Here is a 16,963-nt window from a genome sequence, read left to right as displayed (position 1 = left end):
CTCCCAAAATTATAATGCCGTTTCTTTGCTTTTTATTCGCTCTTCCATTCGCTTCTTATCCCGCTCTAAGATAGGCTGCAGATATTGACCTGTATAGGAGCTTGGCGTTTCAGCAATCACTTCAGGGGTGCCAGTAGCCACAATGTAACCACCGCCGTCACCGCCTTCAGGACCGAGATCAATGAGATGATCAGCTGTTTTAATCACATCAAGGTTATGCTCAATCACCAAAACAGAGTCACCGTTCTCCACCAAACGCTGTAAAACCTGCAGCAATCGATCAATGTCATCGACATGCAGCCCAGTTGTCGGCTCATCAAGAATGTATAAGGCCCGGCCTTTTGTGCGCCGGTACAGTTGTGAGGCAAGCTTTACGCGCTGAGCCTCACCGCCCGATAGTGTTGTAGCCGACTGACCAAGCGTCATATAACTTAGCCCGACATCATTGAGCGGTTGTAGGCGGCGCTTAATCCTTGGAATGTTTTTAAAGAATTCGAGCCCTTGCTCGACAGTCATATCCAAAACATCTGCAATTGTTTTGCCTTTATATGTCACTTCCAAGGTTTCTTGATTGTACCGTTTACCATCGCAAACCTCGCAAGGGACATAGACATCAGGCAAGAAATGCATTTCAATTTTGATAATCCCATCACCACGGCAGGCTTCACAACGCCCGCCTTTAACATTAAAACTAAATCGTCCTTTCTTATAACCGCGAACTTTAGCTTCGTTCGTCTGGGCAAAGACATCACGGATCATGTCAAAGACGCCGGTATAGGTTGCCGGATTCGAGCGCGGTGTTCGCCCAATTGGGGATTGATCAATATCAATGACACGGTCGAGCTCGTCAACTCCCTTGATGGTTTTAAATGATCCTGGTTTTTCTTTGCGGCCATGAAGCTTCTGTGCCAAGCTCTTAAATAAAATATCATTGACGAGCGTACTTTTTCCCGATCCAGAAACACCGGTCACACAAGTAAAGGTTCCCAGAGGAAAATCAGCGCTGATATTTTGAAGATTATTTTCTTTAGCCCCCGTCACGCGTAAAGCCCTTTTCGTTGCTTGACGCCGTTCTTGAGGAACCGGGATGAACTTCTTGCCATCCAAGTATTGCCCAGTTAGTGAGGCATCATCTTGCTTTAATGCCTCCGGTGTCCCTTGGGAGGTTACCCAACCACCATGATCCCCTGCTCCTGGTCCAATATCAATGATTTGATCAGCCGCGAGCATCGTATCTTCATCATGTTCGACAACCAACAAAGTATTCCCTACATCACGCATATTTTCCAGTGTTCGAATCAACCGGGCATTGTCACGTTGGTGCAAACCAATTGACGGTTCATCTAATATATACAAAACACCCATTAAACGTGATCCGACTTGCGTTGCTAAACGAATGCGCTGGGCTTCACCGCCAGATAAAGTGCCCGCTGAACGGCTAACTGTGAGATAATCCAATCCGACATCGACTAAGAATCCTGTCCGGTTCGTAATTTCCCGTAAAATGAGCTGTCCAATAGTCTGCTCTTTTTCAGTTAAAGACAGCGATGAGAAAAAATCGCGGGAGTCTTTAATCGACAAGTCCGTTGCCTCACCTATATGTTTGCCTCCAACTTTTACCGCAAGTGCTTCCGGCTTCAAACGGTGTCCACGGCATTTCGGACACACTTTTTTTGACATGAACCCTTCCATCTGTTCACGAATAAAATCGGAACCTGTTTCGCGATAACGACGACTAATATTGTTTACGACACCTTCATAGTAAATCATATTTTCTCGAACTTGACCGCGATCGTTAGTATAGCGAAATAGAATACGTTCTTTGCCGCTTCCATATAAGATCTTATCCATTTGATCTTTCGGTAAGTTTTTGACCGGTTCGTCCATATCAATACCGAAATGGTTGCAAACACTTTCCAGCATTTGCGGGTAATATTGCGAACTGATCGGTTCCCAAGGGACGATCGCATGATTGCGCAGGGTCTTGTCTTCATCAGGTATAACTAAGTCCAAATCAACTTCTAACGTTGCCCCTAGACCGTCACAAGCAGGACAGGCACCGAAAGGACTATTAAATGAAAACAGACGCGGTTCCAATTCACCGATGGAAAAGCCACAATGTGGACAAGCATGGTGTTCACTAAACAGGAGTTCATCACCATCAATAATGTCAACAATGACTCGCCCTTCAGACAATCTTGCCGCTGTCTCAAGTGAATCGGCCAACCGTGATCTTATGCCGTCTTTTACAACAATCCGGTCGATAACGACCTCGATATTATGCTTCTTATTTTTTTCTAACTTAATGTCTTCAGCAACATCACGAATTTCGCCATCTACCCGTGCCCGAACATAGCCTTGTTTCTTAATGTCTTCCAATAATTTAACATGCTCACCCTTACGCCCGGACACAAGCGGTGCCAGGACTTGCATTTTTGTCCGTTCAGGCAGTTCAAGCACGCGATCTGCCATTTCACCGATGGTTTGCGAATCAATTTCAACGTCATGATAGGGACAAATGGGCCGGCCAATTCGTGCATACAGCAAACGGAGATAATCATAAATCTCCGTAACCGTACCAACCGTTGACCGAGGGTTTTTACTTGTCGTTTTTTGATCTATCGAAATTGCTGGCGACAGACCTTCGATGGCATCAACATCAGGTTTATCCATCTGACCGAGAAATTGACGGGCATAGGCTGATAAAGATTCTACATAACGGCGCTGCCCCTCAGCATAGATCGTATCAAATGCTAGTGAAGATTTACCTGAACCAGACAGACCCGTCAGAACAATCAGTTGATCACGTGGTATCGTAACATCAATATTTTTTAAATTGTGGGCTCTCGCCCCTTTAACGACGATGTTTTCCAAAGCCATTCAGGTCATCCTTCCGCTTTGAGCTCAATCATCATATCACGAAGTTCAGCAGCACGCTCAAAGTCCATATCTTTGGCCGCATCCTTCATGTTCTTTTCGAGATTATCTATAACTTTTTCGCGTTCCTTTTTACTCATCTGCTTAGGATCTAATTTAGATTGTTTTTCTTCATAACCTTGCTTATCTTCAGCTACCTGTGTAGCGCTAATCAAATCAGGAATTGCCTTTTGAATCGTCTGTGGTGTAATATCATATTTTTCATTATAGACCCGCTGAGAATCACGACGTCGATCCGTTTCTTGGATTGCGACATCCATTGACTTAGTGATGCGATCCGCATACATGATAACATGTCCACTCGCATTTCTCGCTGCGCGGCCAATTGTTTGAATCAAAGAACGTTCAGCTCGCAAGAACCCTTCTTTATCAGCATCCAATATAGCAACCAACGATACTTCTGGAATATCTATGCCTTCTCGAAGCAGGTTAATGCCAACCAGGACATCATATGTTCCCATGCGCAAATCTCTTATCAATTCATGCCGTTCAAGCGTCTTAATTTCGGAATGCATCCAACGAACACGAACGCCCATATCACTAAGGTAATCCGTTAAGTTTTCTGCCATTTTTTTCGTTAGGGTTGTCACAAGCACACGTTCATTCTTCTCAGCACGTTTGTTGATTTCCCCTAACAAGTCATCAATTTGGCCATCAATGGGTCGTACGTCAATGGTTGGATCAAGTAAACCGGTCGGACGAATGATTTGCTCGACTACCTCTGGGGAATGCTCCAACTCATAAGGACCCGGGGTTGCCGATATATATAAAATTTGGTTGATATGGTCTTCAAATTCTTCAAACTCTAACGGCCGATTGTCTTTAGCCGAGGGAAGACGGAAGCCGTGATCAACTAGAACTTGTTTTCGCGCTTGGTCACCCTTATACATACCGCGTATTTGTGGCAGCGTCACGTGTGACTCATCAACAATCATAAGAAAATCATCCGGAAAATAATCCAGTAAAGTATAAGGAGTCGAACCTGGCTCACGTAAGGCAACATGACGGGAATAGTTCTCGATACCCGAGCAGAACCCCATTTCTTCCATCATTTCCAAATCATAACGTGTGCGCTGCTCAAGTCGCTGAGCTTCCAATAATTTATCCTGCTCTTTTAAAGCTTTCAACGTATCTTGTAATTCAGCTTCAATATTTTTAATTGCCTTTTTCATCTTTTCTTCACGTGTGACAAAGTGTGAGGCTGGAAAGATGGCAACATGATCACGCGTCCCCATGACTTCGCCTGTTAACGCATCAATTTCCGTGATCCGGTCGATTTCATCACCAAAGAATTCAACTCTAATACAGTGTTCATCCCGGGAAGCCGGGAACACTTCAACGACATCACCGCGAACCCGGAATGTCCCACGGACAAAATTCATGTCATTACGTGCATATTGAATATCAACAAGTTCACGCAACATCGTGTCACGGTCTTTTTCCATACCCGTTCTAAGCGATAATAACATGGATCCGTAATCGGCTGGAGAACCCAAACCATATATGCAAGAAACACTAGCAACAATAATCACATCATCACGTTCAAACAATGCACTTGTTGCCGAGTGTCGTAATTTGTCAATTTCGTCATTAATACTAGCGTCTTTTTCAATAAATGTGTCTGTCTGTGGTACATAGGCTTCAGGTTGATAATAGTCATAATAGCTAACGAAATATTCAACAGCATTGTTCGGAAACAACTCTTTGAATTCACTATATAACTGTCCTGCCAACGTCTTATTGTGAGCAACTACAAGAGTTGGCTTATTCACTTCTTGTATAACGTTTGATATCGTAAACGTTTTACCTGTACCTGTAGCCCCCAGCAATGTTTGATGCCTTTTTCCATTATTAATCCCATCCACTAGCTCATCAATCGCTTGTGGTTGGTCACCTTGAGGCTTATATTTGGAACTCAATTCAAATTCCATGGTCAATCGCCTCCAATCTTTACTTACAGACATTATTATACCATAGCTTTCAGAGCAAATTCCAAGACATGACATCTATGTCCCATGAATATAACCTAATTATAGAACAAGCGTTCGAGATTAGCAACCTTTTTTAAAATACTTGTTTAATACACGATTGTTGCTTTGGGGCCGCATCCAAAATTTATAATTTTATAAAGCAGCCTTAATATAAAACAAGGATATCCCAGAAGTATAAAAGCGACTTAAGGGATATCCTGCTATTAATCTGAATGAATTTGCTTAGATAACCATACACCTATTAAGATGGATAGAATGGCGGGAAGCAAATACCATAAAGGATAATTAAGTTTATAAACCACTATACCAAATAATGCCAGAGCCAATAAAGGACCGACATAAAAATTGAAAGTGACTCTAATCACTAACACAGTCGCTATTCCTGGTACAAACAAAAATAATAGAAACGCCCACATGCCCATAATACTCCTCTATCTAAATTAAATCCTTTACGCCGATTTCACCCGACGTGAGGGTTCCAAAAACAACAAACCTATGTGATGCCAATCATTCTGATAAATCGTCCGTCTAACAAATCGCCGTTCATTTTGATAATCAATCATCTCCAACTGACAATAGGCCGCATTTATTTGTAAAGCATGATAGAATTCTTCTTCCGATTGAATCGGCACACCGTTAACTTTATGAACCACTTCTCCTATTTTAACCGCCATTTTTTCAGCAGGGGACCCCGGTACAATCCCAACAACCCGAAGACCGTTGCCTTCATCGACAAAGTAAAACGGCTGATTTTCCCGCTCATAATGGTGATAATAGACAAGCAATAGATGAAAGATAAGCGCAAACCCAGCTGCACAAGCAATCAAGACATGAAATTCGAAGACGATTCCTATCAAGACAGTAACGGTTGTTATCAATGTTGCCAGTCCCATCAAAACCCCTGTCCGCTTAACAGCTTGTTCAGGTAATGTATGGACAATAAGCTGCTGTAAGCCAATACCTACAGGGAACAACAGAAAACTAAACGAATCCCCTGATGCTAAAGGCCACCAACCTATATCCAAACCAACTGGCCCCCCTGGCACAAGGAATACCATAGGCACCACCCAATAATGGCTCACCTCATAAGCCCCGACTTTCTTCCCCCTTCTACTATTAATCAAACGAGGTGAGGGGAGTTTGCTACCCCAAATGATTGTTAAAAGACATTCAGATAGCAGAATAACGACCAAAAAGCCACCCAATGACTGAAGGCCAGTGTTCTGAATACCGTCAATCAGATGATTAAGCCAAGCCATATGGGTTGTCCAATCTGGAAGCAGCATAGACACAAATATCGTAAGAGCAAAGGCGACAGCCGGTGACGCCAGCCTAAATTGTAAAACGAGGATTAGAAACATATAGAATCCCATAAATAAGATAAATACTCCTGGCGCTAAGGCAACACCAAGCCCTATTAAAACAGCTGTCGCGAACATTCCAACCAATAATCCCGGAATCAGGTTCGTGAACACGACATTAGCTGCACCATAGACTTTTATCCCAAATGATAATCGTTCCCGCTTCACACGCTGGAAAGCTCCCAAAAATGAAATGAGAATTAGCAAATAGAAAAATGGATTGATGAAGATGGATAGTAACCCTTTAATTATATCTATAAACATGTTGTCTCCTCCGTCAAGCATTGTCACTAAGTTTCTTAAACGAAAAAAAGATACCCGTACACATGCTTACGGATATCTTTCGACACACAAGAGCTAACATCCTTCTTAGCCTTGATTAATTTTATCTAGCAAAGTATTAACCCCTTGTTGTAGCTGCATATCATTCTCAGGTTGATCAATCGCGTTAAGGACCTTCATTTCTAATTTGCTGGCCGTTTTCTGATCAACTGAACCATTAACCTCCAAGTCATTGACTTTTTGAAAGGCTCGAACAGCATCTGCCGTATCTTTACTATAGTAACCATCAGTGCGACCTGGACTATAGCCAAGACCTTTCAGCATTTTTTGGATGTTGCTGACTTTGTCATTTGTATCGTCATAACCGAGTACTTTGCCCTCTTTTATGGAGGTAGGATGTGTGTAATACATAGCCGATTGCTTGAACTTATTCGTTGGTTCGATCCCTTTTTCATGAATCCAATGGCCTTTTGGCGTTAACCATTTACGAACGGTTAATTTAATTTCACTGCTATCTTTAAACTGGGCAGCCAATGTTTGTACCGTTCCCTTACCAAACGATTGTGTCCCAATAACGGGGTAACCGCCGGCCTCTTTTAGAGCTCCTGCTAAAATTTCGGATGCCGATGCACTGCCTTTATTTATTAGAAGTGCCATTGGATAAGATTTACCTTCACCTGATTCAACTTTATAGGATTGCGTCTGACCCGCACGATCTTGGGTTTTGACAATGGTTGAACCTTTAGGCAATAGGATGTTACCTATGTTCAGTACACTTTCTAAGTAACCTCCGGGATTGCTCCGGACATCGATGAGCAGCCCTTTGATATCCTGACTTTCAAGTTGTTGTAAGTGTTCTTTAAATGCTTCATCAGTATTTTCATTAAATGAAGTGATTTCGATATAACCAATTGGTTCCTTCTCTTTCGTGATCACACGGGATTTAACCGTCTCCACTTTGATCTTGCCCCGATCGATATCAAAGTTGATAGGTTCACTAACACCCTTTCTCTTAATACCCAATTCCACAGTTGTCCCATTTTTCCCTTTAATTTTCGAAATAGCCTTGTAAAGACTCATACCCTTGATAGAGTCACCATTCACTGTGACAATTTGGTCTTGCGGTCTGAGACCTGCTTTATCAGCAGGGGTTCCCTCCATTGTAGTCATAATAGTCATGGCACCATTAATCATCTGGACTTTAACACCAATCCCTGAGAATGAGGATGATAACTGTTGTGAAAATTGTTTCGCTTCTTTAGAATCCATGTACGTTGAAAACGGATCATCCAACGATTCAATCATGCCTCTAATCGCCCCGTTATACAGATCTTTTTTGTCCACTTTCTGAAAATACTTTTCAGAAATGACATCAGCCGCCGCTTCAACCTTCTGCAAATCAAATGACTCTCCATCCTCATCACTTAAATGAATCTCGGATTCAGAAGATTGACCTAAGTCGAATACATTGATGGCCGCATACGATCCCGCTGCACCAACGATAAGACAGACTACCATTAGCAGGGCAACAATCTTGCCGGTAAATCTCATATCTCTGCCACTCCTTGTAAGAAAAAGCATCACATCCTAACAGATGCGATGCCTACCGTATTCAATCAGCCCAAGGCTGTCCAACTATTGATATTATACTATATGACGAATGGTTGAAAAGTATGACGCTGATTACGGAAGATAATTCAATGGATTAACCGTACCTGGATGTGGTGGTGGCGTCCACTGACCTTTATAGATTTCAAAATGTAAATGTTGACCCGTCGACTGACCTGTCGATCCCATCCATCCTATTTGTTGACCTTGTTGTACCTTCTGGCCCTTGCTCACCATTGGGCGACTACGCATATGAGCATAGACTGTTGTATATATGTTCCCATTTATTCTATGGTTAATAAATGCAACATTGCCATAACTACTAGAATGATAAGCTCTAGCGACAACACCGGATTGGGCAGCTTTTATTTTAACAGCACCATTAACCGCAATATCAATACCTTTATGCGTTCCGCCACGTGCTCCGTAATAATCACTAATAGCACCACGATTTCCGGCTGGCCAAATAAACATGCCATTACCTCCACCGTCAGATGATGATGCCGAATAAGCTTCAGGTTTCGATGGGCTATTGTTTTGCTTGTTGGCTTTTCGCCTTTGTTCTCGTTGCTTGGCTTCCTTAATTAATTGACGTACCGCAGCCTCTTGACCCTCAAGGGTTTTCTTTTTCTCTTTTTGAGTCATGATCATCTTTTCAATATGGCCCTGTTCTTCCTCAAGTTTCTTCATAAGACGTTTTTGTTCCGCTTTTTGATCGCTCAGCTGGGAATTGAGAGATTCTAAGGATGCCTTTTTCGATTGATTTTCTTTCAGTTTCTTTTGTATCGATGCTTGCTGTTTCTCGACTTCGGCTTTATCTTCTTTCTGACTCTTAATAATCTTTTTGTCTTGATCTGAGATTTTGTTTAGAAAAAACACGCGATCCAAGAATTCACCGAAATTATTAGAACCGAGCAGAACGGATAAGTAATCAACTGATCCACCATTTATGTACATCGATTTAATCCGGTCTTTCAAAATCTTCGTTCGTTTTTTGATTCTTTTTTTGATGCTTTTAATCTGCTTCTTCATTCTAGAGATATCTGCTTTGTTATTCGCAATCGTGTCTTCAATATCAGTTATTTGCTTTTTAGTTGTCGAAATTTTGCTTTTAATTTGGTCGATTTTTGCCTGCTTGTCCTTTTGCTTTTCTTTATTTTTCTCTAATTGGTCTTTGGCACCACTAAGTTTCTCGTCACTCTTATCTTGCTTCTTCTCAATATTATTAAGCTTATTATTTAATTTCTTCTTCGATTCAGCATGACTGACGCTTCCCCAAGAAAAGCTCGTAAACATAGAAACGATCACCGCGCCAACCACGATGTTACGCCAAAATTGTCTCATCTTCCTCCCCCTATTCTTCCATTGCCTTTTACACACTTAAAAACTTACGAACCGACTGCATACTGCCAAGAACGCCAATCAAGGCACCGAGTACCAATAAAATACTACCTAGCATTATAACCAAATCCTGGTAAGGGATCATTTCAAACATGGACATCATCCGGTCATTAAAATGCTGGTAAATATATTGATAACCGACAGCGACAGCCGCGACCGGTAATACAGCACCAAGAATCCCCAAGAAAAGCCCTTCCATGAAAAACGGCCATCGAACAAACGCATTCGTTGCACCCACTAGTTTCATAATTTCTATTTCTGTTCGGCGAGCAACAATTGTAAGTTTGATCGTATTCGTAATCAAAAATATGGATGTAAATAACAAGCCTACAACTAGGACTAGACCAACACTCTTAGCAATATCAACTACAGAGAATAGTTTTTCAACCTTGCCTTGGCCGTATTTCAATTCACCTACATGATTGAACTGTTTGATTTCTTTAGCAACTTTAGGTACTTGTTCAGGATTTTCTGTTTTAACAACATAATAGTTTGGTAGAAAACCGATATTATCCAAAGACTTAACATAGGATTCGGTTTCGTCACCCAAAGCGAGATTATTCAATCCTTCTTGATTTGTTTGATACTGGATGGACTGAACTTGATCAATTTGCTTAATCTGTTCTTTTAAATGCTTTTCATCACTACTATTCGCTGTGACATCAATAAAAGCGTGAATTTCCACGTCATCTTTCACCTGGTCGGCCATACTATTTAAATTCAAGATGACCATCATGAACAGACCAACCAGAAGCAGCGATACGGTCACAGCACTAACGGAAGCAAAGGTCATCCATCCGTTTCTTCCGAGATTTTTCAGACCTTCTTTAATGTGTCTGCCTAGCATTCTAAGCTTCATAGCTGTATTCACCTCGTTGTTCATCACGAACAATCATACCGCCTTCAATTTCAATCACACGGCGCTTTAAATTGTTTACAATTTCCCGGTTATGTGTGGCCATAACAACCGTTGTTCCATTATTATTAATTCGTTCAAAAACCTCCATGATCCCCCAAGCGGTATCGGGATCGAGGTTCCCTGTCGGCTCGTCAGCAACAACAATGGAAGGATTATTAACAATCGATCGGGCAATCGAAATTCTTTGTTGTTCACCGCCGGAAAGTTCCTGCGGAAGAAAACGCGCTTTATGTTTAAGCTTGACCAAATCAAGAACGTCCATGACTCGTCGGCGAATATTGCGTGGATGCTCTTCAATAACTTCTAAGGCAAAAGCAACATTCTCATAGATTGTTAGTTTTGGTAACAATTTATAATCCTGAAATACTACACCTAATTGACGTCTTAAGCTGGGAACGTGGCGGCGCTTGAGCTTGGCCACATCTTTTCCATCAACAATAATTTGACCCTTTGTCGGTTTTTCCTCACGGTACATCAATTTAATTAATGTCGATTTCCCTGACCCACTTTGCCCGACAATATATACAAATTCTCCTTTGGCGATATCCACATTGATATTGTTCACTGCCATAACACCATTGGTATAGGATTTCCAAATATCTTTCATCTGAATCATCAAATTATCACACCTTAATGACCGTTGGTTTCTTCATGTTGTCCATATGGGAGGTTTCTATTTTAATTTCGGTTATATTTTTCGTTGTTTTTATAGAAAAAATGAGAATGAAAGTGAGAGACTTTTATTTCAACTGGAGATTATAAGAACTTTAACTCTTAATGAACATTATAACACCACTATTAGACAAGTTAAGACAAATTTTTATTACATTTTCATTTCATAACATTAAACGTTTGTAATTCGAATGATGACTTTCTCAAAAATGATTCGTATATTTTTGATTGATTGGCGGATCCTATATAAGAGCACTATATATACTCGAAGTTAAGTGGTGATTGTGTTGTTTCGATCTTTCTTTCGACGAAGTAACCCTAAAATAATGGAGAACGCCCATTCATATACCAAGAAACAGCAGACACCATCATTCGAAGTCACCATTTACAAGGATCTTCAAAAGAATATCAATAACATTCAATCAATGATGGATAATCCCAGCGATCTTATTGTAAAGAAAGCTTCTTTAGGTGGATATGACAGAGATTGCGCAATTATTTACATAGATGGTCTTGTCAAAACCGACTACATATCACAAAGACTTATTAAATCGATTCATTCATTCAATAAGTATGTTGACGATAATATATCAAAAGATGATGGTGAAGCCATTATTAATGCCTTACAATATGATGCTTTGCCAGCGTCTGAGGTGGATCGAGTTAGAACTTTGGATGATGTCACTTTACCATTGTTATCCGGTAATACAGCGATCTTCATTGATGGTCTTGACCAAGTCATAATGGTTGATACCAAAGGATGGAAATCAAGAAGTATTGAACCTCCAGTTACTGAAGCGGTTGTTCGAGGTCCCCGTGTGGGTTTTATAGAAAATATTCGAACAAATACTAGTATGATCCGTCGGAGTATCCGTGATCCCAACTTACGGATGAAATCCATTAAGGTGGGCCGTCGATCCAAGGCGGATGTTACGATAACTTATCTTGACGGCGTGGTTAATCCTGCGCTTGTTAAAGAAACTGTCCGGAGACTTAAATCAATTGATTTGGATGATGTAGAGTCATCAGGTGATATTGAGCAATGGATAGAAGATAGTTTTTTATCTCCATTTCCACAGGTTCAACATACCGAACGGCCTGATCGAGTCAGGGCTGCACTTGTTCAAGGACGCGTTGGCATTCTTACTGATAATTCGCCATTCGCATTAATCGTCCCAGTGACATTTGGACAATTGTTCCATTCGGCTGAAGACTATTATGAACGTTGGCTTTTGGCGTCATTCATCCGGATGTTACGCTATATAGCTGCCTTCTTTTCAGTATTTCTTCCGGGGCTATACGTGGCCCTCGTGGCCTATCATCCAGGTATGATTCCGACAAAACTTGCCTTTTCGATTGCGGCTACACGTGAAGGGGTACCCTTTCCATCACTCATTGAGGCTCTCATCATGGAGGGAATTATGGAGTTGCTCCGTGAAGCGGGGTTACGTCTTCCCCAACCCATTGGTCAAACCATTGGTATCGTTGGTGGTCTTGTCATCGGAGAGGCTGCTGTTACAGCAGGCATTGTCAGTCCCATCATGGTGATCATTGTTGCTTTGACAGCTATTTCATCTTTTTCCTTACCATCGTACAGTCTAGCGATTTCATTGCGCCTACTTCGATTTGCAATTATGTTTGCAGCGGCCATATTTGGTTTATATGGCCTCGTGCTTATCTATATCATGATAAATGTTCATTTTACTAACATGAAAAGTTTTGGTATTCCCTATGCCACACCATTTGCGCCGCAACTATATAGTGACTTTAAAGACTTAGTTGTTCGCGTGCCTTTAACCATGATGAGTAGAAGGCCAAAGATGACACAAACTGGGGATCAAGACCGGTCTAATAGAAAGCGGGGTCGCCGCTAATGCGTTCATTTGAATACGGTGATCAAGAAATTAGTAATAAAGAACTCTTTTATGCTGTCGCGTCTATGGCCATTGGCGTAGGTATCTTAAACATGCCGCGTTTAGTCTCCTCATCCACGGAAAACGGAGATGGCATGATTTCTATTATTATTAGTGGCCTTTTCGCTTTTTGTATCGTGTTTTTAATTGCAAAACTGGCGACCCGTTTTCCAGGTGAAAGTTTCTATACTTACAGTTCACGTATTGTTACGAAGCCAATTGCAATAATATTAACAGTTTACATGACGATTAATTTTATTTTCATATGTGGCTATGAAATTCGAGTGATTTCCAATGTCGCCAAATTATATATATTTGATAAAACACCCATGGAGGTTATTGCGCTCATATTTTTACTCGTCGTCATCTATGCTGTCGCCGGTTCGTCTGTTGCTCTCCTCCGTTTAAATATGATGTTTATACCCATTATCCTTGTTATGATTATTATCATTCAGCTACTTAATATCAACTATATTGAAATTAAAAACCTACGGCCAATGTTTGTGACACCCCCAAGGGACATGATCAGGGGATCGTTGAATGCCTTTACGGCCATAGCAGGTTTCGAGGTCATTTTATTTTACATCGCATTTATTAACCGACCTGATAAGGCACCTAAATCAGCATCTCTTGGTATTCTTTTACCACTGCTGTTGAATTTAGCAACATATTTTTTCTGTGTGGGTGTATTTTCAACAACTGTTAAGGAAATTCTCTATCCTACCATTGAAATAGCTAAAGAAATTGATGCGCCTGTTAGTTTCTTTGAACGATTTGATTCTTTATTTTTTACAGTTTGGATTATGGCGATTTACACAACAGCAACTATGGCCTTTGACGTTGCCACGATTGCGATGAAGTCAATCTTTAATATTAAAAAATTTAGTTGGATTCTGGTTCTAGCTCCTATGATCTATTTGGTGGCCATGGCTCCGCAAACATTCCCGGAAATTGAAACTTTAGGCGTATACACGTCCATTTTAAGTTTCAGCTGTGGCACAGTAATCCCGTTACTCTTACTCTTAATTGCCAAGGTAAGGGGGGTTAAAAGTGGAAAGACAACCCGTCATGAAAAATCTTAAACGTATAGGTATTGCATTAATGATTGTCCCAATTCTTTTTTTAAGCGGTTGTTGGGATCGTGTTGAGATTGAGGATCGGGGCTTTGTTACCGGAGTTGGATTAGATCCAGTTGAAAATGTTCCACCTGATGAACAATTTAAATTAATCCAGCAAATTGTGGTTCCCGGTGGCGTGTCTACAGGGGCTAGCGGAAGCAGTGGCAGCGGGTCAAAGACCAAACCGTTTGAAAACATGGTGAGTAGCGGTGAAACCGTTATGGAAAATATTCATAACGTCGCTGCTAATACAAGTCGTTCACCCTTTTATGAACATCTAAAAGTCATACTCATTTCTCAAGAGGTGGCCCAAAGTATGGCCTTTGAAAATACGATTGACTACTTTATTCGGTCACCGGAAATGCGCCGGGGCATTAAGATATTGATTACAAAGGATCCAGCTCAAGATATTCTTAATTTAAATCCGCCAAGTTCTGATATTCCCGGCCTTTTTATTAATTCAATCACAGAAAATAGCTATAAAAACATGCAAATGTTACAACCCTCTCGGATTAGTGATATTAATGAAGACTTATATAACAAACAAAGTTTTATTATCCAGACAATCTTTTTACAAGGCTCTGACTTAAAAGTTGAAGGAGGAGCTGTCTTTAAAGGGATTTCCAACAAGCTTATTGGCTTTCTGACCGGTCAAGAAGTCGCCGGTTTAAAGTTTATTCGAGGTAAAGCAAGTGGCGGTGTCATCCGCCCCCCTTTTAACAACAAACACGTCTCATTTAAGATTGAGCGGGCCAAAAGCCAAATGAGTGCCAGTGTCAAAAGTAAAAGGGATATCACCATGAATCTTACTATTGGAACAGAAGGAGCGATATATGAAATTGGTACTTCTGTTAACTTATTATCAAAAACGGTCCTTAATCAAATTGAGAAAGCGATCGGTGAAAGCATTAAGAAAAAGGTCAAGCATACCATTACACGGCTTCAAGATGATCTTGTTGCAGATATACTCGGAGTTAATGACTATTTAAAAGTTCATAACTGGAAGCTTTGGAATAAAATACAGGGAGATTGGGAAAATGGTGACAAGTTGTTCTCGAAAGTTAAATTTAATATTAATGTGAATGTATCCTTGCGGAATATTGGTACAGAAAATCATACCGATGTTGAAGAACAATACAAAGCAGGAGGACAGAAGTAAATGCTATCCCATCTTATCGGAAAGTACCCGCCGTACCTTATTTTAATCTGTACCGTTCTTTCTTTTGTCGTTCCATATACGATCTATAAAATCAACCACTATCTTCATCAACTCGGCGATCCACCTTGGAAAATTGCTGAAAAAGAAGATGAACAAAAAAATGAGAAAAACCAGGTAAAGCAGAGTAAGGACAACACCTCATGAGATGTTGTCCTATTTGAATAAAAAAAATCGATCCGTCAAGAATAAAAATATTGGAGCCTATAGTCTTCCAAATATCAAGAACCAGCCAAGCTTTATCGACATAAATTAATTTTAAGTCAATGACTTTGGAAGTGTTAGGCCAATATCATTCGACTTTATAGCAAAAAAACTGTCATACCTTGCTTTAATTTGCATATTATATGTTATGGAGGTGTTCTGCTGTGAAGCAAACACATAAAGATCACAACTTTTGGCAACCCGATATTCCAACGGACACAGCTTTAAATCCCAACATGACTATCATGTCAGAAAAGTCGACCAACGGGCGGCCCTTTAACCAAGATAGCGATGAACAATCAAAGTCTGATGGCTGAGATACCCAACCCACAGGAGTTGCTAATCTTGGTGTTCGACAAGACATTGCGGTGTTCCCATTGGGGGACTCATCCCCCTCCCCTTGCAATCATTTGCCGGCGCAAGAAAGCAGCAAATGTCAGCCGCTAATCTTTTATTCCTCAAAACCTTCACCGACAATTTCCACAGCATTCGTTACAATCATAAAAGCGGTCGGATCTACAGCCTTCACCGTATGCTTCAACTTTGTGATTTCGCTTTGAGACACAGCACACATCAACATGGGCCGTTTATTCTCTGTAAACCCTCCATGAGCATCAATTCGAGTAATGCCCCGATCAATTTCTGTCAAAATGACCGATCTTAGAGTCGTTTGCTGATCAGAAATAATGTAAACTAATTTTGATGTATTGAATCCCATTTGGACAACGTCAATTAATTTTCCTGTCAAATACATACCTATCAATGCAAACAAAGCACTTTCAATCGATAAGTAAACCGCTGAACTGATAACGATCAAGCCATCGATACAGGCAACACATGTCCCCAATGAAATACCGGTATATTTATGAATGACTTGGGCCGCCAAGTCCGTCCCACCTGTTGAGGCATTGCCACGAAAAACAATCCCTAAACCAAGTCCAACACCAATTCCGCCGAACAAAGCCCCCAACAACTCATGGTGAGTGGCTGCGTCCCAGCCAGAAGTTATGTAAACGATAAACGGAAGAAAGATAGTGCCTACTAATGTCTTCAAAGCATACTGAAGATAACCAAAGGTACTCCCCAAGAGCGCCACACCTAAAACAAACAACGGAATATTAAGCGCCCATTGAACATAAGAGGCTTCCCACCCTAACGTCCAATGAACAATTGTACTAATTCCGCTGACGCCCCCGGAAGCTACCCGGTTTGGCAGTAAAAAAACATTAAAAGCAATGCCGACAAATGCTGATCCAATTAAAACATAGATGTAATCCATGAAAAGGCGTAAAACAGGCGATGTGCTCTGTTTCCTTATCCACTGACTGATAACCATCAACC

14 protein-coding genes are annotated in these 16,963 nt (G+C 41.0%); 5 read left to right on the top strand and 9 right to left on the bottom strand.

The window, feature by feature from the left end; genetic code table 11:
* Positions 1-9: 9 nt before the first annotated feature.
* The 8 genes from uvrA to ftsE form a co-directional block, all read right to left on the bottom strand.
* On the bottom strand, positions 10-2,880 hold the full coding sequence (gene uvrA, locus B9Y89_RS02765) for an excinuclease ABC subunit UvrA (RefSeq protein ID WP_085521297.1): 2,871 nt from the start codon (positions 2,878-2,880) through the stop codon (positions 10-12).
* Positions 2,881-2,885: 5 nt separating this feature from the next.
* Positions 2,886-4,874, bottom strand: coding sequence for an excinuclease ABC subunit UvrB (gene uvrB, locus B9Y89_RS02760; RefSeq protein ID WP_139822683.1), 1,989 nt, complete (start codon positions 4,872-4,874; stop codon positions 2,886-2,888).
* A gap of 257 nt (positions 4,875-5,131) precedes the next feature.
* Entirely contained in the window at positions 5,132-5,344 is a 213-nt protein-coding gene (locus tag B9Y89_RS02755; protein ID WP_176222076.1) for a DUF2198 family protein, read from the bottom strand.
* Between the two features lie 33 nt (positions 5,345-5,377).
* Positions 5,378-6,553 carry a PDZ domain-containing protein gene (locus B9Y89_RS02750; RefSeq protein ID WP_085521292.1) on the bottom strand — a complete coding sequence of 392 codons (1,176 nt, stop codon included), beginning with the start codon at positions 6,551-6,553 and terminating at the stop codon, positions 5,378-5,380.
* 105 nt (positions 6,554-6,658) lie between these two features.
* On the bottom strand, positions 6,659-8,122 hold the full coding sequence (locus B9Y89_RS02745) for a S41 family peptidase (RefSeq protein WP_139822682.1): 1,464 nt from the start codon (positions 8,120-8,122) through the stop codon (positions 6,659-6,661).
* A 132-nt stretch (positions 8,123-8,254) separates the two neighbouring features.
* Positions 8,255-9,523 carry a murein hydrolase activator EnvC family protein gene (locus tag B9Y89_RS02740; protein ID WP_085521288.1) on the bottom strand — a complete coding sequence of 423 codons (1,269 nt, stop codon included), beginning with the start codon at positions 9,521-9,523 and terminating at the stop codon, positions 8,255-8,257.
* Between the two features lie 28 nt (positions 9,524-9,551).
* Entirely contained in the window at positions 9,552-10,439 is an 888-nt protein-coding gene (gene ftsX, locus B9Y89_RS02735) for a permease-like cell division protein FtsX (RefSeq protein WP_085521286.1), read from the bottom strand.
* A complete protein-coding gene (gene ftsE / locus B9Y89_RS02730) occupies positions 10,429-11,115 on the bottom strand; it encodes a cell division ATP-binding protein FtsE (protein ID WP_085521284.1) in 687 nt (228 codons plus the stop codon). The genes ftsX and ftsE overlap by 11 nt, the downstream gene beginning before the upstream one ends.
* 340 nt (positions 11,116-11,455) lie before the next feature.
* On the opposite strand from ftsE, the gene B9Y89_RS02725 reads away from it, so the two are divergent.
* The 5 genes from B9Y89_RS02725 (at position 11,456) to B9Y89_RS18930 (ending at position 15,939) form a co-directional block, all read left to right on the top strand.
* Positions 11,456-13,045: a spore germination protein gene (locus tag B9Y89_RS02725; protein WP_085521282.1), complete on the top strand. Its 1,590-nt coding sequence runs from the start codon at positions 11,456-11,458 to the stop codon at positions 13,043-13,045.
* Positions 13,045-14,166, top strand: coding sequence for a GerAB/ArcD/ProY family transporter (locus tag B9Y89_RS02720; RefSeq protein ID WP_085521281.1), 1,122 nt, complete (start codon positions 13,045-13,047; stop codon positions 14,164-14,166). The genes B9Y89_RS02725 and B9Y89_RS02720 overlap by 1 nt, the downstream gene beginning before the upstream one ends.
* The gene (locus tag B9Y89_RS02715; RefSeq protein ID WP_085521279.1) at positions 14,135-15,361 is read left to right on the top strand and encodes a Ger(x)C family spore germination protein; all 1,227 of its coding nucleotides are present in this window, start codon (positions 14,135-14,137) and stop codon (positions 15,359-15,361) included. The genes B9Y89_RS02720 and B9Y89_RS02715 overlap by 32 nt, the downstream gene beginning before the upstream one ends.
* On the top strand, positions 15,362-15,565 hold the full coding sequence (locus B9Y89_RS02710; RefSeq protein WP_085521277.1) for a hypothetical protein: 204 nt from the start codon (positions 15,362-15,364) through the stop codon (positions 15,563-15,565).
* Between the two features lie 221 nt (positions 15,566-15,786).
* Positions 15,787-15,939, top strand: coding sequence for a hypothetical protein (locus tag B9Y89_RS18930; RefSeq protein ID WP_176222075.1), 153 nt, complete (start codon positions 15,787-15,789; stop codon positions 15,937-15,939).
* 134 nt (positions 15,940-16,073) lie between these two features.
* Here the strand turns inward: B9Y89_RS18930 and B9Y89_RS02705 are convergent, their stop codons facing one another.
* Positions 16,074-16,958: a YitT family protein gene (locus tag B9Y89_RS02705; protein WP_085521275.1), complete on the bottom strand. Its 885-nt coding sequence runs from the start codon at positions 16,956-16,958 to the stop codon at positions 16,074-16,076.
* Between the last annotated feature and the right edge of the window lie 5 nt (positions 16,959-16,963).

Origin of the sequence: Tuberibacillus sp. Marseille-P3662 (assembly GCF_900178005.1) — a bacterium.
GTDB lineage: Bacteria > Bacillota > Bacilli > Bacillales > Sporolactobacillaceae > Marseille-P3662.
Note: the sequence above shows the minus strand (reverse complement) of the source record. Positions and strands in the feature narration are given on the sequence as shown.